26 protein-coding genes are annotated in these 24,107 nt (G+C 36.5%); 11 read left to right on the forward strand and 15 right to left on the reverse strand.

What is annotated here, in order from left to right; translation table 11 throughout:
* Nucleotides 1–9 precede the first annotated feature (9 nt).
* Nucleotides 10–1,203 (forward strand): DegT/DnrJ/EryC1/StrS family aminotransferase, encoded by a 1,194-nt coding sequence (locus tag LEP1GSC203_RS03805; protein ID WP_002972187.1) that lies wholly within the window; start codon nucleotides 10–12, stop codon nucleotides 1,201–1,203.
* A gap of 7 nt (nucleotides 1,204–1,210) precedes the next feature.
* Here LEP1GSC203_RS03805 and LEP1GSC203_RS03810 read toward each other — a convergent pair whose 3' ends face one another.
* From LEP1GSC203_RS03810 to LEP1GSC203_RS03820, 3 genes are read right to left on the reverse strand one after another with little or no spacing between them, the layout of a single operon-like run.
* A complete protein-coding gene (locus tag LEP1GSC203_RS03810) occupies nucleotides 1,211–2,041 on the reverse strand; it encodes a hypothetical protein (RefSeq protein ID WP_232225757.1) in 831 nt (276 codons plus the stop codon).
* Nucleotides 1,986–3,383, reverse strand: coding sequence for an NHL repeat-containing protein (locus tag LEP1GSC203_RS03815; RefSeq protein WP_002972434.1), 1,398 nt, complete (start codon nucleotides 3,381–3,383; stop codon nucleotides 1,986–1,988). The genes LEP1GSC203_RS03810 and LEP1GSC203_RS03815 overlap by 56 nt, the downstream gene beginning before the upstream one ends.
* Nucleotides 3,383–4,309 (reverse strand): site-2 protease family protein, encoded by a 927-nt coding sequence (locus tag LEP1GSC203_RS03820; RefSeq protein WP_002972146.1) that lies wholly within the window; start codon nucleotides 4,307–4,309, stop codon nucleotides 3,383–3,385. Before LEP1GSC203_RS03820 ends, LEP1GSC203_RS03815 begins: the two co-directional genes overlap by 1 nt.
* A 93-nt stretch (nucleotides 4,310–4,402) precedes the next feature.
* Between LEP1GSC203_RS03820 and LEP1GSC203_RS03825 the strand changes: the two genes are divergently transcribed.
* The gene (locus LEP1GSC203_RS03825; RefSeq protein WP_039937096.1) at nucleotides 4,403–4,639 is read left to right on the forward strand and encodes a hypothetical protein; all 237 of its coding nucleotides are present in this window, start codon (nucleotides 4,403–4,405) and stop codon (nucleotides 4,637–4,639) included.
* A gap of 31 nt (nucleotides 4,640–4,670) precedes the next feature.
* A complete protein-coding gene (gene cysE / locus LEP1GSC203_RS03830; protein WP_002972602.1) occupies nucleotides 4,671–5,387 on the forward strand; it encodes a serine O-acetyltransferase in 717 nt (238 codons plus the stop codon).
* On the opposite strand, the gene LEP1GSC203_RS03835 is transcribed toward cysE, so the two are convergent.
* Complete coding sequence (locus LEP1GSC203_RS03835) at nucleotides 5,384–6,172, reverse strand: SHOCT domain-containing protein (protein ID WP_232225758.1); 789 nt, start codon at nucleotides 6,170–6,172, stop codon at nucleotides 5,384–5,386. The genes cysE and LEP1GSC203_RS03835 overlap by 4 nt on opposite strands.
* A 37-nt stretch (nucleotides 6,173–6,209) precedes the next feature.
* Here LEP1GSC203_RS03835 and LEP1GSC203_RS03840 point away from each other — a divergent pair, with 37 nt between their 5' ends.
* On the forward strand, nucleotides 6,210–6,725 hold the full coding sequence (locus LEP1GSC203_RS03840; RefSeq protein ID WP_232225759.1) for a TlpA family protein disulfide reductase: 516 nt from the start codon (nucleotides 6,210–6,212) through the stop codon (nucleotides 6,723–6,725).
* Entirely contained in the window at nucleotides 6,700–7,923 is a 1,224-nt protein-coding gene (locus tag LEP1GSC203_RS03845; protein ID WP_002972677.1) for an LIC10025 family lipoprotein, read from the forward strand. Before LEP1GSC203_RS03840 ends, LEP1GSC203_RS03845 begins: the two co-directional genes overlap by 26 nt.
* A gap of 55 nt (nucleotides 7,924–7,978) precedes the next feature.
* On the opposite strand, the gene LEP1GSC203_RS03850 is transcribed toward LEP1GSC203_RS03845, so the two are convergent.
* From LEP1GSC203_RS03850 to LEP1GSC203_RS03875, 6 genes are all read right to left on the reverse strand, one after another.
* Nucleotides 7,979–8,584 carry an anthranilate synthase component II gene (locus tag LEP1GSC203_RS03850; protein ID WP_002972776.1) on the reverse strand — a complete coding sequence of 202 codons (606 nt, stop codon included), beginning with the start codon at nucleotides 8,582–8,584 and terminating at the stop codon, nucleotides 7,979–7,981.
* A 57-nt stretch (nucleotides 8,585–8,641) separates the two neighbouring features.
* Complete coding sequence (locus tag LEP1GSC203_RS03855; RefSeq protein WP_002972448.1) at nucleotides 8,642–10,024, reverse strand: anthranilate synthase component I family protein; 1,383 nt, start codon at nucleotides 10,022–10,024, stop codon at nucleotides 8,642–8,644.
* Between the two features lie 111 nt (nucleotides 10,025–10,135).
* Complete coding sequence (locus LEP1GSC203_RS03860; RefSeq protein WP_002972537.1) at nucleotides 10,136–10,711, reverse strand: superoxide dismutase; 576 nt, start codon at nucleotides 10,709–10,711, stop codon at nucleotides 10,136–10,138.
* A gap of 107 nt (nucleotides 10,712–10,818) precedes the next feature.
* Nucleotides 10,819–11,661 carry an inositol monophosphatase family protein gene (locus LEP1GSC203_RS03865; protein ID WP_002972357.1) on the reverse strand — a complete coding sequence of 281 codons (843 nt, stop codon included), beginning with the start codon at nucleotides 11,659–11,661 and terminating at the stop codon, nucleotides 10,819–10,821.
* Between the two features lie 12 nt (nucleotides 11,662–11,673).
* Complete coding sequence (locus LEP1GSC203_RS03870) at nucleotides 11,674–12,564, reverse strand: LIC_10030 family protein (RefSeq protein WP_002972600.1); 891 nt, start codon at nucleotides 12,562–12,564, stop codon at nucleotides 11,674–11,676.
* A gap of 24 nt (nucleotides 12,565–12,588) precedes the next feature.
* Nucleotides 12,589–14,571 (reverse strand): beta-galactosidase, encoded by a 1,983-nt coding sequence (locus LEP1GSC203_RS03875; protein ID WP_002972667.1) that lies wholly within the window; start codon nucleotides 14,569–14,571, stop codon nucleotides 12,589–12,591.
* A 75-nt stretch (nucleotides 14,572–14,646) separates the two neighbouring features.
* On the opposite strand from LEP1GSC203_RS03875, the gene LEP1GSC203_RS03880 reads away from it, so the two are divergent.
* The 4 genes from LEP1GSC203_RS03880 to LEP1GSC203_RS03895 are packed head-to-tail and all read left to right on the forward strand — an operon-like array spanning nucleotide 14,647 to nucleotide 18,821.
* On the forward strand, nucleotides 14,647–15,501 hold the full coding sequence (locus LEP1GSC203_RS03880) for an Hsp33 family molecular chaperone HslO (RefSeq protein WP_002972461.1): 855 nt from the start codon (nucleotides 14,647–14,649) through the stop codon (nucleotides 15,499–15,501).
* A complete protein-coding gene (tsaE, locus tag LEP1GSC203_RS03885) occupies nucleotides 15,498–15,956 on the forward strand; it encodes a tRNA (adenosine(37)-N6)-threonylcarbamoyltransferase complex ATPase subunit type 1 TsaE (RefSeq protein WP_002972509.1) in 459 nt (152 codons plus the stop codon). The genes LEP1GSC203_RS03880 and tsaE overlap by 4 nt, the downstream gene beginning before the upstream one ends.
* Nucleotides 15,953–16,624 (forward strand): tRNA (adenosine(37)-N6)-threonylcarbamoyltransferase complex dimerization subunit type 1 TsaB, encoded by a 672-nt coding sequence (gene tsaB, locus LEP1GSC203_RS03890; RefSeq protein WP_002972138.1) that lies wholly within the window; start codon nucleotides 15,953–15,955, stop codon nucleotides 16,622–16,624. Before tsaE ends, tsaB begins: the two co-directional genes overlap by 4 nt.
* Before the next feature lie 4 nt (nucleotides 16,625–16,628).
* A complete protein-coding gene (locus LEP1GSC203_RS03895) occupies nucleotides 16,629–18,821 on the forward strand; it encodes a ribonuclease R family protein (protein ID WP_002972294.1) in 2,193 nt (730 codons plus the stop codon).
* Nucleotides 18,822–18,841: 20 nt separating this feature from the next.
* Here LEP1GSC203_RS03895 and LEP1GSC203_RS03900 read toward each other — a convergent pair whose 3' ends face one another.
* Nucleotides 18,842–20,530: an alkaline phosphatase family protein gene (locus LEP1GSC203_RS03900; protein ID WP_002972785.1), complete on the reverse strand. Its 1,689-nt coding sequence runs from the start codon at nucleotides 20,528–20,530 to the stop codon at nucleotides 18,842–18,844.
* Between LEP1GSC203_RS03900 and LEP1GSC203_RS03905 the strand changes: the two genes are divergently transcribed.
* Entirely contained in the window at nucleotides 20,505–21,596 is a 1,092-nt protein-coding gene (locus LEP1GSC203_RS03905; protein ID WP_084764898.1) for a CapA family protein, read from the forward strand. The two genes, LEP1GSC203_RS03900 and LEP1GSC203_RS03905, sit on opposite strands and share 26 nt — an antisense overlap.
* A 62-nt stretch (nucleotides 21,597–21,658) precedes the next feature.
* Here the strand turns inward: LEP1GSC203_RS03905 and LEP1GSC203_RS03910 are convergent, their stop codons facing one another.
* The 3 genes from LEP1GSC203_RS03910 to LEP1GSC203_RS03920 are packed head-to-tail and all read right to left on the reverse strand — an operon-like array spanning nucleotide 21,659 to nucleotide 23,293.
* Entirely contained in the window at nucleotides 21,659–22,288 is a 630-nt protein-coding gene (locus LEP1GSC203_RS03910; protein WP_002972750.1) for an L-threonylcarbamoyladenylate synthase, read from the reverse strand.
* 13 nt (nucleotides 22,289–22,301) lie between these two features.
* Complete coding sequence (locus LEP1GSC203_RS03915) at nucleotides 22,302–23,039, reverse strand: SDR family NAD(P)-dependent oxidoreductase (protein WP_002972739.1); 738 nt, start codon at nucleotides 23,037–23,039, stop codon at nucleotides 22,302–22,304.
* Nucleotides 23,036–23,293 (reverse strand): hypothetical protein, encoded by a 258-nt coding sequence (locus tag LEP1GSC203_RS03920; RefSeq protein WP_232225760.1) that lies wholly within the window; start codon nucleotides 23,291–23,293, stop codon nucleotides 23,036–23,038. The genes LEP1GSC203_RS03915 and LEP1GSC203_RS03920 overlap by 4 nt, the downstream gene beginning before the upstream one ends.
* A gap of 24 nt (nucleotides 23,294–23,317) precedes the next feature.
* Here LEP1GSC203_RS03920 and LEP1GSC203_RS03925 point away from each other — a divergent pair, with 24 nt between their 5' ends.
* The gene (locus LEP1GSC203_RS03925; RefSeq protein ID WP_002972717.1) at nucleotides 23,318–23,878 is read left to right on the forward strand and encodes a Maf family protein; all 561 of its coding nucleotides are present in this window, start codon (nucleotides 23,318–23,320) and stop codon (nucleotides 23,876–23,878) included.
* On the opposite strand, the gene LEP1GSC203_RS03930 is transcribed toward LEP1GSC203_RS03925, so the two are convergent.
* Nucleotides 23,875–24,105, reverse strand: coding sequence for a hypothetical protein (locus tag LEP1GSC203_RS03930; RefSeq protein WP_039937101.1), 231 nt, complete (start codon nucleotides 24,103–24,105; stop codon nucleotides 23,875–23,877). The genes LEP1GSC203_RS03925 and LEP1GSC203_RS03930 overlap by 4 nt on opposite strands.
* Nucleotides 24,106–24,107 lie beyond the last annotated feature (2 nt).

Below are 24,107 nucleotides of genomic sequence, written 5' to 3' on the forward strand. Positions count from 1 at the left end.
TAAATGAATATGCTTACATCTCGCAAAACCTTCCTGCCATTTGCGCTTCCTTCCATCTCTGAGGATGCCATAGAAGAAGTAGCACAAGTGTTACGATCTGGATGGGTTACCTCAGGCCCCAAAGTCAAACAGTTCGAGATGGAGTTTGGCGACTTTGTAGGGAGTAAAGAAAGTATCGCGGTGAATTCTGCCACGGCTGGTCTCCACCTAGCTTTAGAAGCCATTGGCCTTACAGCAAATGACGCCGCTATTACTAGTGCGATCACCTTCACTGCCACAAGCGAGGTGATTTGTTATTTTGGTGCAGAACCAATTCTCACTGATGTAGATCCAATTCACAATTTAATGACCCCAGATACTTTGTTAGAAACCATCAAAACCAAGTGTGATTGGAACGGCAAAGAACTCAAAAGTAAAAAAACGGGCAAACAAATCAAAGCAATCTTACCCGTTCATTTGGCTGGATATACATGCGATATGGAAGGTCTTATTAAAATCGCTAAAGAGTATCATCTCTATGTAATCGAAGATGCCGCTCATGCCTTCCCCGCTGTTCATAAAGACAAAATGATCGGAACTTGGGGTGACTTCACTGTATTTAGTTTTTATGCCACAAAAGGAATCACAACAGGAGAAGGGGGAATGGTCACCACTTCTAATAAAGAAGCAGCAGAACGAATTCGTAAAATGCGACTTCATGGGATTAACCGCGATGCGTTTAACAGACCTGGTTGGTACTACGAAGTTGTGGATGCAGGTTACAAATACAATATGACTGACATCGCAGCTGCCTTAGGTGTAATTCAATTGAAAGAATCACATGGATTTTGGGAACGTAGAACAGAGATAGCTAAACATTATAACGAAGAATTTAGTTCCTTAAAAGGAATCAAACTACCTAAAGAGGATGCTAATGGAATTCATAGTTGGCACCTCTATCGAATTGAAGTGGATCCAAAGATTGCTAAAGTCGGTCGCGATAGTTTGGTAGAAGAATTAAAAGAAAGAAATATTGGGACAAGCCTTCATTTCATCCCTATCTTCGAACATCCTTATTATAAAAAGACATTCCAATACAACAGAAAAGAATATCCGAATGCATGCCAAATGTATGATAGATCAGTTTCTCTTCCTTTATTTGCTGGGATGTCAAAAGCTGATGAAAAAGATGTGATAGATGCTGTAAAAGATATTTTGGGATAAACAACTATCAATTGGTAATTTGTGCAGTTCGGTATTGGTAAAACTCCGGATCGTACAACTTTAATAAATCCACCAAACCTAAAATAAATTCTGTATCCGTGCCATCTGCCTTTCTCCGAATCCAAAATCCTACAAGTTCCTTAACTACTTGAGCATCAATGTTATCGTCTCCTTTCCGATAAACAAAACGAGAGGATTCCTCTGGATCTTCGTTGTCCGTAAAGGCAGGATAGAGAAATAGAATAAATCTGTCCAAATAAAACGGATCGAGTCTATTTTCTTCCACTAACAATAAATAACGCTCGGCTTCTTTTCTAAAAAACTTAGGATTGGAATCCAACTTTTGAAACACAATAAAAAATTCGCGAGCAGTGTTGCGAAGCAAACTTTCATATATAGGTAAAGTTACTTTATATAAGATAGGATTTGTTTTTGCAGGAATAAGGTATTCACGAAGTTTCAAAGGAAATTCTGGATTGTAATGTCCAAATTCGGAAGGCGAATTCAATTCTAAATAATATTTTGAATGAGGACCAGATTCAAAAATTTGAATTCCAAAATATTCGGATAGCTTTTTAAAACTAACTACAGTTTGTATCTTACAAAAGATTTTATGATAGGAAATCTCTTTTTCACAATACAAACCTAGTTTTGGAAATTGTATCCAAGTAGATTCGATAAGATCCTTAAGTTTATTTTCGCGTTCAATGGATTTGTCTACAAACAATGAATCAAATCTTTGACCAAATCCAGAACAGGCAAAAAGAAAAATTACGGAAATTTTACTTAATTTTGTAAGTAATTTCAGCAGGCAAATTTTCCCATTCCGAACTAACATCCTTACGGAAGTATACAGGAGAACTAGAAGATTTGAAATTCAAACTTTGGTACAAAATCAAATCAGACTCTTTTTTTTCAAAATATCGTTTGTCAGTATTACTTCCTAAACCTAAATCCGCAATAGGAATCCAACCATAACTTAAAAGAAATATCGATAACGAATCTTGAATTGATTTCGCTTTTCCCTTTTCAAAACGAATCATTCGAAACGGTTGCATTGGAACTCCAATTTCTTTCATTTTGTCTTTGAAGTCGTTGATACTTATGCTAGTTTGGCGTGCCTGATAAATCGCATCCAAATAATCTCTCGGTAAAAGTTTGGATTCCTCACTAAGCTTTTCATAAAAAGCATTCACATCCCCAGGATAAGTTGCCTCTTTATCTAAATATTCATCTGTAACATAGTATTTAATGAATTGGTTTTTAGAAGAAAACTTATATTTAATTGTTTGTTCTCCGGGCAAATCTTCTATCGAAAGTTTTTTCAGATGAACACGATTTCTTTGAATGAAAGTAGGTTGGTAGGATGGATCAGAAAATTTAACAGACCTGATTCTTTGTTGTTCGTTTGATGGAGGATGCAAAATTGCAATCTGTGCTTTTGACAAAGATACTGAATCAAGTTTGAATTTTAATGTAACTTCTAGGTTGTATTCTTCTTCTCCAGAAGCGATAAAACGCTCTGTTTCAACAAAGGGAATATTTTTAATTTCCTTATTTTCACGATCCACAACCCAAAGTTTGGATCCACTTAACAAAACACCACGAATCGAACGTAAGTTTGTTTTAATCGATCCAGTAATTTTTCCTGTTTTGGTATCATAACGATAAATACTATTATCAGCAGAATCCGAAATCCATAATGAATCTCTTCCATAACAGATGTCACGTGGCCGAGTTCGATCTGTGAAAAAACCTCCAATCAAAAGTGAAGAAGATTGGTCGTAAATTTGAACTTTTCCAGAATCCAAATCCAGAATGTAATAATAATTTCCGACGCTCGCAATTCCGGCAACATTCGCAAGGGGAATTTGGATTTTATCTGTAATCCCACCAGAATTGGGATCAAGCTTAAGAATTTGTTTTGGAGCTACAACAAGGAGTTTTCCTTCGCGAGCATCAAAACTAATACCACGTAAGTTTGCTAATCCTAAATTAAATATTTCTTGTTCTCCAATTTCATTGATTTTAATGATGGCACGACGGTTGGTATCAATGTACCAAAAGTTGATTCCATCCCAGGCCAAACCATAAGCCTTTTCTGTAAGTTTATATTCCTTACTTTCCTGAGCAAAGATTCCAAAAGAAAAAAATGTTAATAATAATAAAATACGAATCATTAATCCAACCCAATGTTATGTGTTATCAGACGAAAAATATCCATCAACAAAGAGGACTCTTCGAATTCTGATCCTAAGATAATTGGTTTCGGAACAAAAATGATTAGGAATGTTACTAACATTGACGCTCCAAAATAGAATCGAAATTTTCCTATACCTGATATGGAATCACGTATGAACGGATGTTCAATTTTCACAACATAATAAATGATAAAACCCCAAAGTAACCAAGTGAAATGAATTAAAGCAAAAATTAAAAAGAATACAAATAAACCATGAATCCACTTTCGATAATTTTCACCAAACATTGAATAAATGACATGACCTCCATCCAACTGTCCAAAGGGAAGCAGGTTGACTGCTGTAATCAATAGACCCACCCATCCTGCTTTTGCCAGTGGATGTGCTTGTATATCCATCGTTGCAAGATCAATAGGTCCAAGAATCCACTGAGTTGTAAAATAGGTGAAAAGACTATCACCGAAAAACAAAAAACCAGAACGATCAAAATCTGGTGGAATTTCGATCACCTTGGATAAACTGATACCCACTAACCAAGCAATCACTGAAAGCACTAAGCTTGCCGTAGGCCCACCAATACCAATGTCAAATAATACTTTTTTATCAGGGATTTGTTGTTTGATCTGGATCACAGCTCCCATAGTCCCTATTGGACCTACTGGTAAAGGAATGAAATACGGCCAAGTAGCTTTCACACCATAATGCTTTGCCGGTAAATAATGCCCCATTTCATGAGCAAAAAGAATCACTAACAAAGAAACTGAATAGGGCCAATTCTCTAAAAACATGAGTTTATAATTCTCTAATGTTTGAGGCACTTGAGGATTGAGAAAAATATCAGAATAAGTTAAAGTAAAAAAAGTAAGAATGAATAAAAGAATGTGTAATGTTTTTTTTGATTCCAAAGTCGGAACAACCTAGAAATTTATTTCTAATCGAAAGCTTATAGAACTTAAGTATAGAATCAATTAGAAACCTAATCGATAAAAGAAATTTGAATGAATCTTTCCAAACTGAACTTCATTCAGCTTAAACCTAAAATCTTTCGCATTTGGAAAAACTGTGTCAATTCCATCCAAATTGGCAAAGTTGATTTCTTTTCACAAATCTTAGACTATGAAATTTTTCTTCCTCAAATTTGGTCTTTGGATTCCATTGAACAAGTGAATTTTTTGTACAGAACCTCAGTCCCTTACTCTTTTAAATCTTTCCCAACTCTTGGAAAAGTTGACTAGTCTAATCAGTAATTTTAAAACCAACTAATCAATGTTTGAAAATATAAAAATTATCAAAAAATTTGACCCGGCTGCGAAATCCTATTTGGAAATTGTATTATGTTACCCCGGACTACATGCCCTATGGCTCCACAAATTCGCACATTTACTCTATAAACTCCGATTACCCATCATCCCTAGACTTGTGAACTACATTAGTCGGTTTTTAACAGGCATTGACATCCATCCGGGAGCAAAAATTGCACCTGGAGTTTTTATCGACCACGGCTCTGGAGTTGTGATTGGAGAAACTGCGATTGTTGGCAGTGGGTCACTGATCTTTCAAGGTGTCACCCTTGGCGGTACTGGAAAAGAATCGGGAAAACGTCACCCAACGATTGGCAAAAATGTTGTGATTGGAGCCGGAGCAAAAGTCCTCGGAAACATCACTGTAGAAGACCATGTTCGAGTAGGTGCTGGATCAGTTGTTATGCGAAATGTTCCTGCTGGTTGTACTGTGGTAGGAATTCCTGGTAAAGTTGTCAAAGCAGGAGATATAGCTTCTGATAGTGTAGAACAAATGTTAGAGCACAATCAAATGCCTGATCCAATTGCCAAAGTCTTTTCTGTTCTATTGGAAAAAGTCGAAACCCAACAACAACTCATTAACAAACTATACGAGAAACAACAACTGTTAGAAAAATCTTCCATTGATGCTCCTGAAGATGACCGGTTCATTCAAGAATTCATTCATGGAGATGGCATTTAAAATTCCTTTAATAGTTCTGTTTTTTTTCGATTGTATTCTTCATCGGTGATGAGTTGATTTTTTCTCATTTCCTCTAAAGCTTTTAGTTTTTCTGGAACCGATTTCCACTGTTCGGTTGGAATCGTAATTTCGTCTTCTTTGGGATACCGAAAGAGGAGAGGATGGGGAATCAGTTCAGGGACTTGAAAAACAACCACGTTTCCATAAATTGCATTTTTGACTGCGGACTTATCTTTATATAGGCTCGTATGTTGTTTATCTCGTAACAAAAGTTCTGGTCTGTAAATTGGTTTAATAGGAGAAGGATGAAAAATCACCCAGTCTTCAAATGAATATTGAGTTTGGAAACTGATATTGGTATTGATTTCATGAAATAACAAAACCAATCCTTCTTTTGTGCTTAAAATATAAAAACTCGTTTTTAAAATTTTTACATTTGGTGCCAATATATCATCTAACTTAAAAATACAGAGATACACCTTTGGTTCTTTATTTGTTGCTACTTTCTCAGCAAACTTTTGAATTTCCGGAAGATAAGACTCAGGAATGAGTACTTCCCAGTCTTCGTATGCAAGGACTCCACGTTTGTACTGGATGGATTTCAATACATTGGCAAGTTCGGTAAAATTTTTTGTATCAATCGAGAGTTTAGAAATTTCCGTAGGGAAAATATTTCTCCACTCCTCTTCCTCCACTTCAAAAAATGCCAAAGAAGCAGATGAATCAATTAACTTGATTTTACTAGGAAAACTAGAGCAACCTAAGATAAAAAAAACTAGAATCAAAACAAAGGATTTTTTTGAACTTGCCGTTAATGAATTTATGAATACATTGAAAACCGTGTGCCGGTCTGTATTTTTTGTATTGGTTTTTGCTTTTATCTCTGCAGAGGAATGGAATGCACAGTCCATGCCACAGTTTCAGATGAAGGACCAATATGGGCAATCGTATTCTGACAGTTCTGTAAAAGGAAAACCCGTTGTTTTAATGGGATGTTTTCTCCGCGATTTGGAACTCTGTCGCAAACAAGGCCGTAAACTCTATTGGAAAATGCAAAATTTGCTTTGGAAAGACAGTTCTAAAGTAAATTTCCTTTTGTATTTGGATTTCCAGGAAACGAACAAACTTGTGGAAGATTACCTTGAAGAATCCAAAACAAAACAATACGAAAGCATTCTTTTAGATCGCAAAGGCCAACTTTCTGTTGGTCTAACCAAAGGCGAATCGTATTTACGCATATTTAACAAATCAGGGAAATTGATTTCTTCTTCTTATCAGGAACAGATGGATGAAGAACTCATCCAAGTAATCTATGGAATTCTTAAAAAAGAAATATAACTTAAGAAAATATTTATTCTTCGCATTTCTAGTAATAACTGTTTCGAATTGTTTTCAAAAAAATGAAAACTATTATCAGTTTTGGAAAGGATATGACCATTTACAACGATCCATCAAATCTACTTCCAAAAACGAAGTTTATTTTGCAGCCCTTGCCGGTAGCCTTAGCGAAGAAAACGAATCTCAATTACAAAAATCACCTGAAGGTTATCCGTTTCTTTCTCTCTCTGGTAATATTGACAACCAACAGAATTGGAACTTACATTGGAATGAACCCGAACCACCTAAATACGATTATTTGGCAAAAGTTACTTTTGTCCCAAAACAATGGGAAGAACATGAAATTTATGCTGTGGAAAGAAAAATCATCCACAAACTGAATGGTTACCAACCACGAGATTTTTTCAAATGGTTTCATGATTTTGCTTTAGCCATCAATGACCACAATGCCTACCAATCTTTAAAATCATCTTCACAAAACTTACAGTTTCTTTGCAGTGCTATGCAATGTCATGTAACTGAAAATGCTGAATGGCATACTTTAGAATTTACAATTAACGAGGATACAAAAAGTAAGTTTCCTGGATTTTATCAACGCACAGGATCTCGATTAGAAAAAACCAAACTGAATATTGAAGTTTGGGATAAATTGAATCCAACACATAGATTTAAAATTACAAATATGGGAAAAGCGATCCAATTTCATTTTCCCATCAATCCACCGGCAGATTATTTCCTTTCTCCAAAAGAAATTCGATTTTTAGGAGATATTGAAATTCGATCATTTGGAATCACAGTGAAAATTAACAACTTGGAATATAAATTAAAAACAAGTTTCGAGAATCAAACAGATACTCTTAATGGACATTTTGTACGGATTGGCAAAAAGGAAATCAATGGAAGTTTTTTTTACATCATTCCCCAAGGGTTTGTAAACTTTTTTATCCCAGGAAATATGGATGAATACTTTAATGAGTTTTTTACCCTACTCATCCAAGGAACCCAAGGAAAAGGTGGGTCTCAAATCCATGCAACATTTCGAAAATCTCCTCGGGGACAAATCAACACAATTACTACATACAATGAAACAAAACGAAAACGTTTTTCTTTGTTTGGCGGCGATGATTCCCAAAAAGCCAGTAATGATTTTGATTTTTTTGCCGCATGGGAAGAGGCCATGTTACAAGATTTGAAGTAGAATGTATTTCTTTGAATTTAAACCTAAAATTAGTATGGTTTCCGTTTCTATGAATCTAGGAATTGATAAAATTTCTTAAGAGATCTTTTCCTTCTTCGGATCCAAACGATTCTGGATGGAATTGAACTCCTTCGATTTTTAACGTTTTGTGTCTTAGTCCCATAATTTCTCCCTTTCCCTCCCCTGCAGATACTCGTGCTGTAATTTCCAAATCCTTAGGAAGAGAGATTTCCTTTGCTACCAAAGAATGGTAACGCATAATTTCGATTCCTTGTGTAAGCCCTTGAAATACACCTTTTCCGTCATGTTCGATAGGAGAAAGTTTTCCATGCATTGCTACATTGGCACGAACCACTTCCCCACCAAAGACAGTTGCCATCCCTTGCATGCCGAGACAAATTCCGAGTACCGGAGTTGTTTTACCCAATTCTTTTAAAATATCAGCACTGACTCCAAAGTAAGCTGGATCTGCAGGATGACCAGGACCGGGAGAAATAATAATCTTATCGTAGTTAGCTGATTTGATTGCTTCAAATGATTTTTCATCATTTCGAATCACATCCAACTGAAAAGGAAGTTCTCTTTCCTCCAAAATTTCACCGACGATTTGATAAAGATTAAATGTAAATGAATCGTAATTATCTAGAATGAGTACTTTCATAGTGTTGAAATTATTCCTTAGGCCTTTATTTGTTCCTCAATTGGATTGATTACTTGTTTAAGATTTTTTATGTAAATCTAATGCTTTACGAACGGAAGCCATTTTATTGATGATTTCTTGGTATTCATCTTCCGGTTTGGAATCAAAAACAATACCACCAGAAGCCCGGACAAATCCTTTGTTTCCATTCACAAAAAAACTACGAATGGGGATTGCAAACGTACAATCGCCGTTCAAACCAAAACTCCCCACAGCACCTCCATAAGGACCCCTTGGCGACTTTTCAATTCGTTCAATGATTTTCATGGATTCTATTTTCGGTGCACCCGATAAGGTCCCTGCGGGAAAAGAAGAAGCAAGTCCCGAAAACATATCTTCTTTGGAAGAAAGAATTCCTACTACTTCGCTAGATATATGCTGCACATGAGAAAATCTTTTAACATCAAAACGTCTGCGCACTTTGACTGTTCCAAATTTTGCCACTCTTCCCACATCGTTACGGTGAAGGTCAATGAGCATATTGTGTTCTGCTATTTCTTTTGGATCTGTGAGTAGTTTTCTTGCAAGAAGTGTATCTTCTTTGGCGTCAACTCCCCGTTTGGTGGTTCCCGCCAACGGAAAGGATTCCATTTCTCCTTGCCGTAATCTAAATAATAACTCAGGGCTTGCGCCCAAAATAGCTCTTGAACCAAATTTTACATAATACATATGAGGAGAGGGATTGATTTCTCTGAGTGTTTCATAAATGGCTAAAGGATTTCCTTCAACTTGGTAGATTTCTTCAAATCCTATTTGGCATTGAAATGTATTGCCTGCTTTTACTTCTTCTAAAGCCTCTTCTACCATTTGTTTGTGAACTTCTTTGGATAAACCCGCATGTAACAGCGAAACTTTTGCTTTTGGTTTCTCAGATTTTTGGTTAACCGCAAATTTCAGGATTTGGTTCACTTCTTCGATACGATTGGTTCCATTATCAAAATAGATCAATTCACCAGTAAATTTATCGTATATGAGTCCATCCAAATACAAACCAAAGATCATAGCTGGGAAATCTGGATGGGGTTCCAATTTCAGTTTAGGTTCAAAGAATTGCATACTTTGATAACCTAAATAACCTACAAATCCACCCGCATAACTTATACTTAGCGAATTATAATCTGTAAGTTCTCTGAGAGCATAGTATGGGTTTTCTACAGAGTATTTTTTCCCATCAATTTCTAAAACACCCGTTTCTCCCACAAGCAAGTGAGAAGGTTGAAATCCCATGACAGAATATCGAGAGTCGTATTGGTTGTCTCCTGCTGATTCGAGCAAAAAACAATTTTCGTATTTTGCCTCCACAACCCGAAAGAGTTCCCAAAACTCGATTCCTTCTGGTAACAGCAATGAAGTATAATTGGGTTTTTTGGGGATCTTGATTTTAGGAAGTGTTTGGCTCATAAAAAACTCTATGTTAGGTACCAAGATTCATTTTGAATCTTTTAATGAAATAAAAAAGGCAGGAGCCGGATTCCGGAACCTGCCTTTCGTGATTTCGTTTTGAATCCGTAATTATTTTAAATTTTGGTTAGCGAAGTCCCAATTGACTAAATTCCAGAATGCTTCCACATATTTTGGTCGAGCATTGCGAAAATCGATGTAATAAGCATGTTCCCAAACGTCGATTGTAAGCAAAGATTGGAGTCCATCTTTCAAAGGGCTTCCAGCATTGCTCGTATTCACGATTTCTACACCATCACCTTTTTTGACGAGCCAAGTCCAACCAGAACCAAAGTTAGTAATGGCAGATTGTGAAAACTTTTCTTTGAAAGCATCAAATGAACCAAAAGACTTAGTGATTAGATCTGCCACAGCACCTGTAGGAGCTCCGCCACCTTTTGGAGAAAGAGAATGCCAATAGAAGGTATGGTTCCAAATCTGAGCAGCATTATTGAAAATTCCGCCGGTCGATTTTTTTACAATCTCTTCAAGGCTAGCGTTTTCAAATTCAGTACCTTTGATTAGGTTATTGAGATTGGTAACGTAAGTTTGGTGGTGTTTTCCGTAGTGAAACTCGAGAGTTTCAGCAGAAATATGGGGAAGAAGGGCATCCTTTGCATAAGGAAGTTCTGGGAGTTTATGTTCCATGGTGGGTCTCCTGATGGATTCAAGTGTAATTGTATTTTGTATCTAGTATGGATCGCAAAAGCAAATCGTAAACTAAAAAAGTGGAATGGTTCTAATCATTCCCTCTATCAATTTCGACTGACTGTAGAACGAACTGTCTTTAATAAATTTAAAATTTCAGAATGTAAAACTCCATTAGAAGCCACTAATTCAGGAAGTCCGGTATAATAATGGACTCCATTTAAATCTGTCAGTTTCCCACCGGCTTCTGTTAAAATCACCGAAATGGCCGAAACATCCCAATGTTTGACTGTCTTTTCCCAAATAGCATCCATCACACCTTCTGCTATAAAACATGCATCTAGAACAAAGGAACCAGTCCTTCGAAAAGAACGTGCATAGGTTAAAAAACCGGAAAGGTCTGCCATAATCTCTTGGATCATATGGGCTCGTTTTGTTGGAAGGTTTGGCGAAAAAATGGCGCGGTTCAATTCTGATATTCTAGAAGTGACAATCGGTTCTCCATTTTTATAGGCACCTTCTCCCATTACTGCTGAATAAACAGATTCCTGGGGAGGAACAATCACAACTCCACCAACGGGTGTTTCTCGATGTTCCAATCCAAAGGAAATCGCATATAATGGCAGTCCGCGTACAAAATTCATAGAACCGTCCACAGGGTCAAGTATCCACTTAAAGTCACCGCCATCTATGGTTGGTTTGTCTTCACAGATGATTCCATCTTTTGGAAAAGATTTTTGTAAAAATCGTATCAGGATATCACCTAACTTACCATCGGCGGCATCAATTCTTTCCTTTTCATCTGCATCCGTCTCTGATCGAATTGCTGATACTTCTCGTTGGATTTTTTTTGCTTCGTGGATAATTCCCATAGCATTTGCTTTTACGTATTCAATCCGTTTGATGGTTTCATCTACGGGGAAATTGATGGTTGGTGAAGATATGCCCATATGACCTGCTACTTAATTATCGGATGATTTTGGAATGACTTTCCATAAAATATTACCAGACTTCGACTGAGTTCTTTCTACTTCGAATAAGGAAAGATATTCATGATACTTCTTTAAGGTTTCTTCCGGAATTCCGGCTTCTGTTTCTGTTAGAATAGGATAAAAGGTTTTGAATTGTTGGATGGTTTTTGGCAAACTTGGGATTAAAAATCTTAATGAAAGAGAAAGATAGTCGATACCGATGGGACTATAAATTCTTCCTAATTTCCAAACTTCTGAATTGATTCCTAATTCTTCACGAATTTTAGATTCTGTTTCCGAAAAATCAATTTCGTCAAAAATTTCCGAAAACTTTCGAATAGGTTTGTGATCATCAGTTTCAGATTCTACTCGAAAGACCCCACCCTGAAATCTTTTTGCTTCAAAATCAACAATATCCTCTCCATCTTCTTTTGTAGAATGGAGGTGAATGATTTTTGTTTGAAAGTATAATCTGTCGGTGAGAATCGATGGTGTCATATTTTGAGAACCAGGTTTCTTAATTTCTTCTGACTTGGCACCACCCAAATACAACATATCTACAGAAAAAACATATAGGAACCGCGATGAACCAAATAACATAGGCCGAACAAAAAATAATTTACCAGTTTCTCTTTTGGGCCTTGGTTCGGGTAATAAAAACGTTCCTTCAATTGCTTCTGGAATGAATTTAAGAACTGTTTGTACAAAATTCTTAATATCACCAAACTCTGGTTGTGTGACATAGGTACCTGGTATAACAAATTTTTCTGGAAACTGAATATAAGGTGAATGTAGGTTGTCTACATAGATCTCACCTGGTTTATTTTTGGCGGATGTTTCATTAAGAATCCGATTGATTGATTTATAATCTTGTATTTTCATTTTCTATTTTCAAATAGCAAATCTCTATTTTCGAATTTTTTTGATTTTATAACCAAATGGTTTCAATATAGATAGTCCAGCCAACTTGTAACGAGGGGAATGGTTCATCGTAATTTCATAATTGAATTGTTTTCCTTCACGGTGGTGACGTTCTATACTCGCTCCCAGAAAACCAAACCTTACACCCGCTTCTTTTAATATCTTTCGGTACAAAAGGATAAAACTTTCAGGGGTTAAGGAAGTTCCTACATAATAAACTTTTCCCTTACCGTATTCATTCTTTGTGATGGCAGGTTTTCCAGAATAAAACTTTTTGGAGTCGTTGTACTTTGCAATTACCTTTGCCGTAGTTGGTTCTAGGATTTCACAAAACTTAGACCCTTTTAAAGGTAAAATTCCCATTCTGATTCCTACTTTGTCTGTTGCCGGTGCCTCAAATTGAAATACTTCCACTCCCGCCATCTCAGCAAATACACCTGGAACTGGTTCTTCCACCATCCAATGATCTTTATCCTTGATACCAGCGCGATAGCCAAGAACTAAAGTTCCCCCATTTATCACATAGGTTTTTAGTTTTTCCACAACTTGCGGATCAAACATAGTATAAAGTGGTAGTGTTAGGACTTTGTACTGAGACCAAACATTGTCAGAATGAACAGATAAAGAATGGGAATTTACATTTAAGACATTGGTACCTGCAAACCAAGTAGCAAGCTCTATATCATAACCCACCTGTGCGAATGGTACAGGAGAAAATTTCAATCCATCACTTAAAGGTTGGTGTTTATAATTACGAGAATTTTCAATATCATGTAGGATTGCCACCTCTGCCTTGTAAGGCGAATCAGCTATATCATTAGCAAATTCTTTAATTTCCTCAATGGTATCTTTTAACTCAAAGTATTTGGCTGTTTTTCTTTTTCCATGGTCTAAAATTCCGTAACACAATTGTTCCTGGCCAAAACGAGCCGTGCGGTAACGAAAAAAGTAAATTTGATTTGCCCCATTGACAATCGCTTGCGTGAGCCAAAGCCCGATTTGTCCTGGAGGTGGAAGATAACCTAAAGTATCATGTCCTTGGACGCCAGAGAACTGTTCCATAACAGTGTATGGTTTGTTTTTTAACCCACGAGAATACTGTTGGGTTGCTGTAACCAGTGGGTGAGGGTATGGTTCTTGTTGGTTCCCCCAAACAGGATAGTTGTCCCAAGACACATAGTCCAACTTAGAAAATAAGGCAGACATATCGGTCACTGGCAAAAAAGGAGAAGGATAAAGATTGGTAGTAAGAGGTTTATTCTTACTGTACTTACGTAAAATGTCAGCCTGAAAGTGAATATAAGAAACAAGTTCATCCGACTGAAACCTATAATAATCTTGAATCATTGCAGGATTGAAATTACTAGCAACATGGGCCGCTGGTAAGGGAATTTCATTCCAATCAGAATAAATCACTCCCCAAAATATATTCCCCCAACGTTTGTTAAGCGAATCTAAAGTTTTGTATTTAGTTTTTAACCAAAGTCTAAAGTTTTTTAATGCCAAGGGAGAATAATCAACATCAGAACCTTCATGTCCTGGTTCGTTATCAATTTGCCAACCAACAACAGCAGGATGATTTCCGAAATGTTTTGCCATAGCGGTAACAATTCGTTCAGTCGCTTTTTTGTAGGCCGGGGAGGAAAAACAAGCCTGACGCCTTGTGCCAATTCCTCTCACAATTCCTTCTTTGGAAACTTGAACTATTTCTGGAAATTTTTTATACAACCAAGGGGGAAAGGTAGCTGTGGGAGTTCCTAAAATCGCAGTCATCCCATGTTCTTGGATTTTTTTTAAAACCGCATCAAACAAAGAAAAGTCGAACTTTCCTTCCTTTGGTTCCATAATTCCCCAAGCAAATTCTGCCAACCTTACGGAAGAAAGACCCATCTCTTTCATTATTTTTAGGTCTTCATCCCAGTCCTTAGGGTTCCATTGTTCGGGGTAATAACAGGCACCAAAGATCATATTTTTCCTTTTTGCGATTGCAGAATCTATCTTGTGACACAGACTGAATCAGAAAACACCTCTTTCAATCAAATAATGTCTGACAAAGTTATTTTAGGTATATCCAACACCCACCACTATCGATTTACACTAGTCGATCTCACGGAAACCGCTAAAGAAGCGATGTTTCTACATTCTCTTAACAAGGAAATGTCCGTATTTCTTTCCAAAACTATGATGGGTGCGTTGTTTCTCGCAGAGATGACTAAAAACCAACAAAAGGTTAGCATTCAATGGAAAGATGATTCCAATAAACAAGCATTAGCTTATAGTGATCGTTATGGAAAAATGAAATCTGTGGCTTATTCTGCAAGCCATGAAGAAGGAGATATCAGAAATGAATTTATCTTAGGACAAGGAATTATGAAAGTAATTCGTTGGGACTTTGATTCTGATACCTACCAATCCTATACCAATCTTGTAGAAGATACTTTTGAAGTTAATTTTATAAAATATTTAACTGAGTCAGAACAAATCAAAGCCATTGTTGGAATGGAAGTATTTCCTTTTGATTTTCCTGGAAATGATTTTTATGCGAAGGGTTTGTTTTTTGAAGCACTGCCCGATGCTCCAGAAGAAAGTTTTCAATTTCTCATTTCAAAAATACAACCTATGGTGAAAAAAGAATCCTTTTGGGCCATGGGGTTGGATGAGATGTTTCTATCCTTACAAACTGAAATTGGATCTGATTTAGAAATCTTAAGTAACGAAACTCCCGAATTTTTATGCGATTGTTCTAGGCATAAAGTTGCCGACATCATTGCATCGCTTGGTAAACAAGAAGCTGATTCCATTATCGATGAAATGGGAAAAATCGAAATCACTTGTGAATTTTGTCGAACAGCATATCAATTTGATTCCTTCGATGTGGAGAAGTTCTTTAACCAATGAAGGCGAATTTTCTCTCTTTGAGAGAATCAGAACTGACTCCCTTGTTTCTAAGTTTAGATCAGTTGGTGACGCAGTATCTGAAAAAAAATATCTACCCCATTCTACTGCTGACTGGTGAAATGGGTGCAGGTAAAACTACCTTCATTCGAGAGTGGTTTCGCCGGTTTGGAACTGAAAGTTTAATCAATTCCCCTACTTTTTCTTTATACAATATTTACGATTCGCCTAACTTTCGATTGTTTCATTTTGATCTTTACCGTATCAAATTTCCTGAAGAGCTCGATGAATTGGGATTTGAAGAAATTTGGGGAAAGGAAGGAGTCTCGGCAATCGAATGGTGGCCAATTGCAGAAGCTTATCTACCAAAATCAAATCGAATCGTACTTTCCATCGAGTCTGATTCCATCGAGTTTCGGTCTTATACTTTAGAATGGTCAGAAAACGAGATCCAATGAACATTCTTTATTTTGATACAACACAAGATTGGATTCAGGTTTTGATTGGTTTGCACCAGCCAAAATCTCCCTTCCAAATTTTAGCGGAACAGACCAAAACCACACCAAAAGAGTCTTCTTACAAATTAGTAGAGATGATTCGGATTGTATTGGAAATGGCGAATATAAAAAAACCAGACCTAATTGTTGTGCCTACCGGTCCTGGTTCTTTTACAGGAATTCGCATAACAGTCACTACAGGAAGAGACCTCGCACAGTTATGGAAGATCCCGGTTTTTGGTATCGATAGTTTGGAAGCTTATCTAGTTGGCATGCCAAATGAAGATAGAGAAAGGAAAACTTCTTTGCTTTGTTTAGATGGCAAACAGGGTAAATATTACACAAAATATATAAATGATTATGTATTCTCTGAATCTTTTGACCTGACTCCCGAATCAATTGAATTGAAAATTACAAATACCGAATGGACACCTAACAATTGGTACTATACAGGAAATTTGCCTAAGTTTTACCCAGAAACGGCAACAAAAATTGAAGCGACAAAGTTGAATCTTTCGTCTATACTAGAGTATAGTTTGGAACAATACTTCAAATCAGAACAAAATAAAAACGACTATTTATCTCTCCTGCCTAATTACATTCGCGGGACCTATGTAGATCACAAATGAATTTATGGATACCTATAAAATACAAAGAAAAATAATAGAATTTCTGGACCAACGCTCCGGAAAGGACATCACAAGACAAGAGATCAAAAAAAAATTTACCGAATCAAGTGAATTCAAACGACCCGACCCAAAAACAAAGAAGGTAAAATCCTTTAAACGCAAAGAAAAAATTCCTAGAAAAGAAATCGAATTTCTTATCGACCAACTGATTGATCTCCTCCAAGCCGAGGGATTACTAATACCCAATAAAAAGTATTTAACTGTTGCCAATCCATTTCGCCTAACAGGAAGAATTTCCATTTCCAGAAGAGGAGATGGTTTTATTGCCCTACCATCTAAAAATGATATTTTTGTTCCTGGCCCAATGACAAATTCTGCCATCACAGGTGACAAAGTAGAAGTCATTCCATTAGGGGTAGGAAAGAAAAACAAACTTGAAGCAGAAGTGACAAATATCGTCAAACGAGGTCGAGTTCTCTATCGTATGCGAGTTCGCGAAAAAACAAACAAATTTGTTTTTGGTAACTTTTTAGATATGTTAGGCGATAACAAAGAAGGTGTTCTTCATGTTAAATCCATTCTAAAAGATACTTTTGATTCTATAAACGTTAACGATATTCTCATCGTTAAATTTAAGGAAGGCGCACCCCCTCAAGAAAATATGTATGATGTAAGTTTTATCCGTTTTGAATCGGATACAAAAGAGGATAGCGACTTACAGCGGATTTTAATGAAATATAATTATGATCCAGTTCATCCAGATTTTATACCATTGGATTTCCCCGAAGAAGTATCCGAAAAAACGGTTACCGATTGGAATCTAAGAACTGACTTACGTGATTTATATGCGGTAACTATTGATGGAATCACAGCTAAAGATTTTGATGATGCAATCAGTTTTGTTGATGAAGGAAATAGACTACGAATTTGGATTCACATTGCTGATGTTTCCTACTATGTAGAAAAAGATTCTCTTTTAGATAAGGAAGCATACGAACGGGCAACTTCTGTCTATTTAGCAAATCGTGTGGTGCCTATGTTACCGCCAATCCTTTCTGAAGACCTCTGTAGTTTGGTAGCAAATACCAATAGACTTGCCTTTACGGTAGAACTGGAAGCTAGTAAAACTGGTGAAATTTATAATGCTAAATTTTATAAATCAGTTATAAAAGTCAAAACTCGTTATACCTATGAAATGGCCGAAGAAGAAATCAAAGCCAAAGATCCAAATAATTGGATGTATCAGGTTTCTCTATTCACGGAAGCCTTACGAAAACGTAGGATGGCTGCTGGCCGAATTGATTTAAACTTAAGAGAAACAACTATCACTTGGAATGAACGAAAAGAACCGATCGGAATTGAAAATCGCGAACGTCTAACAAGTCATATTCTTATCGAAGAACTAATGTTATCTGCAAACTTGAAAGTAGATGAATTTTTAAGGAAAAGAAAAGCTCCTTCACTCCATCGTATCCACGAACCAATGGATGAAGAAAAATTAGAAACATTAAACAATTTTCTTCAACTGAACGGTTACAACATCCAAATCAAAGATACCAGTTATGCAGAAATTATGAAGGCAGTCAAAGAGATTGAAGATAATTCAATAGGAAAAATTTTCAATTATTTACTTTTGAGAAGTTTTATGCAAGCCTACTACGGAGCAGATCCATTGGGTCACTGGGGCTTGGGATTTAAAGACTATTGTCACTTTACTTCACCAATCAGACGTTATCCAGATTTAATAGTTCATAGAGTTTTACAAGCCACACTTCTCGAAACTGAAAGAACTTATTCTGAAAATGAAATTGCTATGATGGGACTACATTGTTCAGAAGAAGAACGAAGAGCCGCGGATGCCGAACGTGATATTGTCAAAATCAAATCATTTCGGTATTTGGAATCTACGGGAATTAAAGAATTCAAAGGTTTTATCGTGGGAATCCGCCCTTCGCAAATTTTTGTAGAGTTGGATATTTCTAATTTAGAAGGAGTTTTAGATAAATCGGAATTTACTGATGAATTTGAAGTGGTCATTAAAAATGACTTTTCTTTTTATTCGAAGAAATATTCAAAAATATTCTTCATTGGTGATCCAGTTTCTGTAAGTCTCGATCGAATTGATTTTGAAGAAATCAAAGTTTTTTTGAAATTAAAAGACTTCAAAAAAGACGAACCTCCAATCAAAAAAAAATAAAACAAATCTCCGAATCTATTTTATAAAGATAGATTCGGAATCTCATTTCGTTTCCATATTTTTCTAAAAAATATTTTTTGATTCACCTGAATGGAAAGAATTTTGTTTATGATCGCTTCTTCACTTACATTGTGCTTTCTCATTAGTTCCCGATTGTATGACAGTTGGGAATGAGCTACCCATTTGATCAGAGAACTTTTGTTTCGTTCTCCTTCCGGTAATAGTTCATTCACTGCTGCAAAAAATTGTTCATGACTTAAGAATAGTCCATTGGAAATTTCCGGCATGGGAGCTGCGCCGTGATCTGCTGTGACGACCAGGATAAAGTTATCACCAAAGTTATCTTTTAGATATTGAAATATTGTTTCAATTTCTTTGTCTGTTGCTTTCAAAACTTGTTCAGCTTCTTTTGATTCCCATCCATACAAATGTCCAACAGCATCCGTTGCTTTTAACGTCACATAGGCAAGGTCTGTAATTCCATCCTTATTTTTTTTTGAATTCAGTATTGTTTCTGTAACTGTATCTCTGAAAAGTGCTCCATCCATTTTTACTTGGAATTCAGAACCTTGAAAGTGATGGATTTTTGCAATGAGTTCGATAGGACTATTCGCTTTAAAATGTGTTGAGATTTGGTTTTTATTCTCTAAATAAAATTTGTACAAATTGTATTTCTCTGCTGATTTGGGTGTCAGATAGGCTTTTGGATAAGAAGACCAGGAGAGAGATTTGATATCCTGCCAATAGACATAGTCTTCATCAGAGGTTAGAGAATTTTTTTGCAATAAGGAAGGATTAAATAATTTTCCATGGCCTGCCATTCCAACGGCTGCTCTTGCCGCATAACACTGACTAATGATAACTGGTTCGTTATCGTTGGAAAGATCCCATTCATCAGAAAAACTAGGAACTTCTAATTCACTTAAATTCCAATCTTTATCGGGCCCTTGGTATACTGGTCTGTGGAGGACCTTTCCATCTGCGTAAGAATAGATTTCATTAGAGAAAATTTTTGAATCTTTTGGAAAGGCTCCTGTTCCGATCGCCATATGTCCAACGGCGGTATGTGATTCCAAATGACCTACCTTAGCTTTTTTGAAATAAGCCGAATTGTTTTTTAAACTATCTAAAAAGGGGTAAGCACCTTTGTGGGCCTTGTAAAGTTGTCTTCCTCCTTGGTCCACCACTACAGTCACAATAATTTCAGGTTTTTCTTTCTGTTTATGAAATATTTTATCCAAATAATTAGTATTGAGTGTATTGCTAAATTGAAAATTTAGAATCCTACCATAAATAGAAGGGATATGTTGTTGGTTGATTGGATCAGAGTATTGTCCGTTTCGAATCCATTTAGGTCCATAGATCCAAATGGGAATTTCAGTGTCGTAAAAATATTGTGTGTAATGGGAGGTATAGTTTACTTCTTTCGAAAAATTTTCTTCTTCTGCGTCCAATTGCCATTGGGATTTTAACTCTTCCCAAGACAAACCATGGTCTTCTAAAATATTTTTAATCTCTTCTTTTGAATAATGGGAAAGAGTGATTGCATCTCTTGCCTCTCTATCAAAAATATTGAATGGATAGGGAGCTAAAATTAAATCTGTATCAGGTTGCATCGATAAAAATGCAGCACGTTTATAATCTGCTTCCCATCCACAACTAATAAGAACTAACAAAAAACCAATGACCATTCCATACGTTCGTTTCATACTATTTTGGTTTTTCACTATATCCTTCCTATCTTGCTACACTCTACCTGATATTTACTTTTCGAGGCAAGTTAGAATTAAAGTTGTAGGTGATCTCATGTGTCACAGCTCTCAAATTTCTGCTTATTATCGACCAAAAACCAAAGACTATGACTCTTCTAGTAGTTTCGAATTCGTTTCAAATCTATTACAAGATGCTGATTTAACATTAGGAAATTTAGAAACAACCATTGTTACAGATCCGAACGAATTTACCGGTTATCCAAGATTTGGTTCTCCACTTGGTTTTTTAACGGGAATCAAAAATGCAGGATTTGATCTTCTTTCCACAGCGAACAACCATTCTGCTGACAAAGGTTCTTTTGGAATCGATCATACAATCGATTCCGTTTTATCCAAAGGAATGATTCCTATTGGAACATTTAAAGGGAACTCTGATTATTTGGAACGAAAAGATTTATTTCAAGAAATCAATGGAATCAAAATTGCAATCTATAACTATACTTATTCCACAAATGGGATTCCTGTTAAAAATGAACGAATAGTGCGTTTGTTAAATGAAACAACGATACAAGAAGATGTTAAGTATGCCAAAGAAAATGGAATTCAATTTGTTATTCTTTGGTATCATTACGGAAAAGAATACGAAGAAAAACCTGATCATTCACAAACTAAATGGGTAAACATTGGACTAGAGGCAGGTGCCGATATCATTATCGGAGGTCACCCCCATGTAGTCCAGAAAGTAGATGTTTTCCAAGAAGATAAAAATTTTGAAGATAGGTTGGTTGCCTATTCACTCGGGAACTTTTTATCAGCACAAAATAGAGAAGCAACAGATGGTGGAATCATTCTCACCTTTCAACTAGAGATAGATTCACAACAAAGAAAAAGAATCAAAGATGTAACTATAGAACCGGTATGGGTTTTTCCGCATGGATATAAAATTATCCCCATTCAAAAATACAAACAGAATGAGTTAGCTATAAAAGTTCCGAAACATTCAGAAAAACGAATGTATGCCTATGAAACATTGCTGAAAAAAATTCCAGGTTTGGTCTTTTAAATTAAGTTCTACCGTTTTACTTTGAAAATGAAACTGCTATTCAATAGGTCTACTGACTCAAATTAAGTATTAGAAATTTCAGAAGAAATCAATTCATATCCTTTTCCTTCGCGGATTAAATCGATTGAATCATCATTAATTTGTAAAATCGTAGATAGTTCTGTTTTTACTATACCCCCATCGACGATCCCTTCCACTTGGTTTCCGTAGATGGTATCCAAGTCATCAATATCGATTATGAATTCATCATCAGAGAATGCTGATGTGGATGTTAACGGAGAATCATGAATTTTTAATAGTTCAGACAGATAGATATGGTCTGGAATTCGAATTCCAATATGTCGGTCTCTATGATGAGCCACCGATGGTTTAGGTAAGTTTTTATTTGCTTTTAGAACAAAGGTAAATGGTCCAGGAGTCACTCTTTTCATGAGTCGGTATGCAGAGTTTGGAAGGTATTCAATAAAATTTGATGCCATTGAGATATCTTTACACATTAACGAAAGAGGTTTGTCTTTGGATAATTTACGAATAGCGTAGATTTTCTCTACTCCTAACTTCGAGTGTGCATCTGCAATGATGGCGTAAACTGTGTCCGTAGGGAAAATAAAGACGGCCCCATCCTTCAATCGTTCCGAAATTTGTTTTAGTTTTCGAACTTCTGGATTTTCAGGATGAAGGTATAAAATCATACTTTACACGCTGCTACTGTGCAGTCAGTCCCCCGTCTAGAACGATACATTGGCCTGTCATATAGGATGATGAATCAGATGCCAAGTAAATCGCAGCCCCTAAAATTTCCTCAGGTTTTCCCAATCTTCCCATTGGAATACCAGCAAGCACTTGTTTCATGATAAATTCTTTGTCTTTAATCATATCTGTCATTTCAGTATCAATGAGACCTGGACAAATCACATTCACCCGATACCCATTATTACACCATTCGATAGCCAAGGCTTTTGATAGTGTAATCACAGCGCCTTTAGTTCCAGAATATACAGAGGCAAGTTTACTACCTACCATACCCAAAACAGAAGCAACGTTGATAATGTTTCCACCCTCTTTTTTATGGTGTTTATAATAAGCTTGGCAATTACGAAAGACACCGACGTAATTGGTTTGGACTATATTTTGTAATTCTTCCTCTTTGAATCCAGAAGCGGGGGTGTTGGTCGCAATCCCCGCATTGTTGATGAGAGTATCTAACCTTCCATGTTTCGTTTTGATTTGTCCAATCACTTCGAAGGCGGCACCTTCATTGCGGACATCGAGGACTACACCGTTAATCCCTTCTTTACTCATCCATTCGATAGACTCGGGTCTAGAACCAGCTCCATAAACGATAGCACCGGCATCACGAAATCCAAGAGCCAAAGTTTTACCTATACCTCGGCTCGCCCCCGTAATCAAAATTGTTTTTCCTTTTACATCAAACAGACTCATTTTACCTCATGATTGGAAGGATAACAATCGCTAGCTTGAGGTTTTGTGTCTTCCAAAAGTTTTTTATAATCTAAAGTATTATCGTCCCGAACCAAATCTCTTCTTATGTAGTGTGTTCCCTTATCATAATAATCCGCAACGGGATTACAATCTTGGATGTCTTCCGAATAACCTCGTTTACATCCAAAAAGCAAAGCGAATGCACATAAAAAAATAGCCAAAAGCCGAGGACTCATCATTATGAAATGAAACAATATCCCGTAAGGAATAGCAAGAATTTGTTTATACTCAAATCAGCATCACCCAGGCGAATCCAAATCCTGACAGATCTTGGATTTCAATTCCAGGTGGATCCGACAAACATAGACGAAACTCAAAATCCAGAGGAAGATCCATTCGATTATTTAGAACGAATGGTTCACTCAAAATTGGGTGAACCTGCAGATAAAAATAGTCTTTATCTAGCAGCAGACACCATCGTGGTGTTTCAAAATGAAATTTTGCACAAACCATTGGATCTAGAAGATTCGATTCGCATTCTGAAAACACTTTCCGGAAATAAACATTCTGTATTTTCGGGAGCCGCTCTTAGAACCAATTCCATTACAGATTTCTTTTACGAAGAAACCGTAATCGAATTCAGACATTGGACGGAAGAAGAAATTAGAGACTATATCTTACGATGTAAACCTTTTGATAAGGCTGGTTCTTATGGAATTCAGGACCAAGGCGGCCCAGTGGCTTTTAGAGAGGGATCGTATACGAATGTTATGGGATTCCCACTCCGAAGTTTTTTGTCACGATCTTCGGTGTGGTTGCCTTTTTGGAAAAGGCCTTAAGCGTATAAGTTAACTAAATTTCCAGGTTTGTAAGATGCTTTTGCTTCGGGACTAGTTTGGATTTCCGTCGCCTTTTTCTCTGTTTCGCCCGAAACGTATTTTGGTTGGTAGGCGCGAGACTGGATCGCTTCTACTTGTTCGACAGCTTGGGTATTGTATGTGGGAGACACATACATATACGGTTCGCCTAGTCCTGAAACTCTTGCCACATTACTTGAGATTTCCATAG

This window comes from Leptospira terpstrae serovar Hualin str. LT 11-33 = ATCC 700639 (assembly GCF_000332495.1).
Taxonomy (GTDB): domain Bacteria; phylum Spirochaetota; class Leptospiria; order Leptospirales; family Leptospiraceae; genus Leptospira_A; species Leptospira_A terpstrae.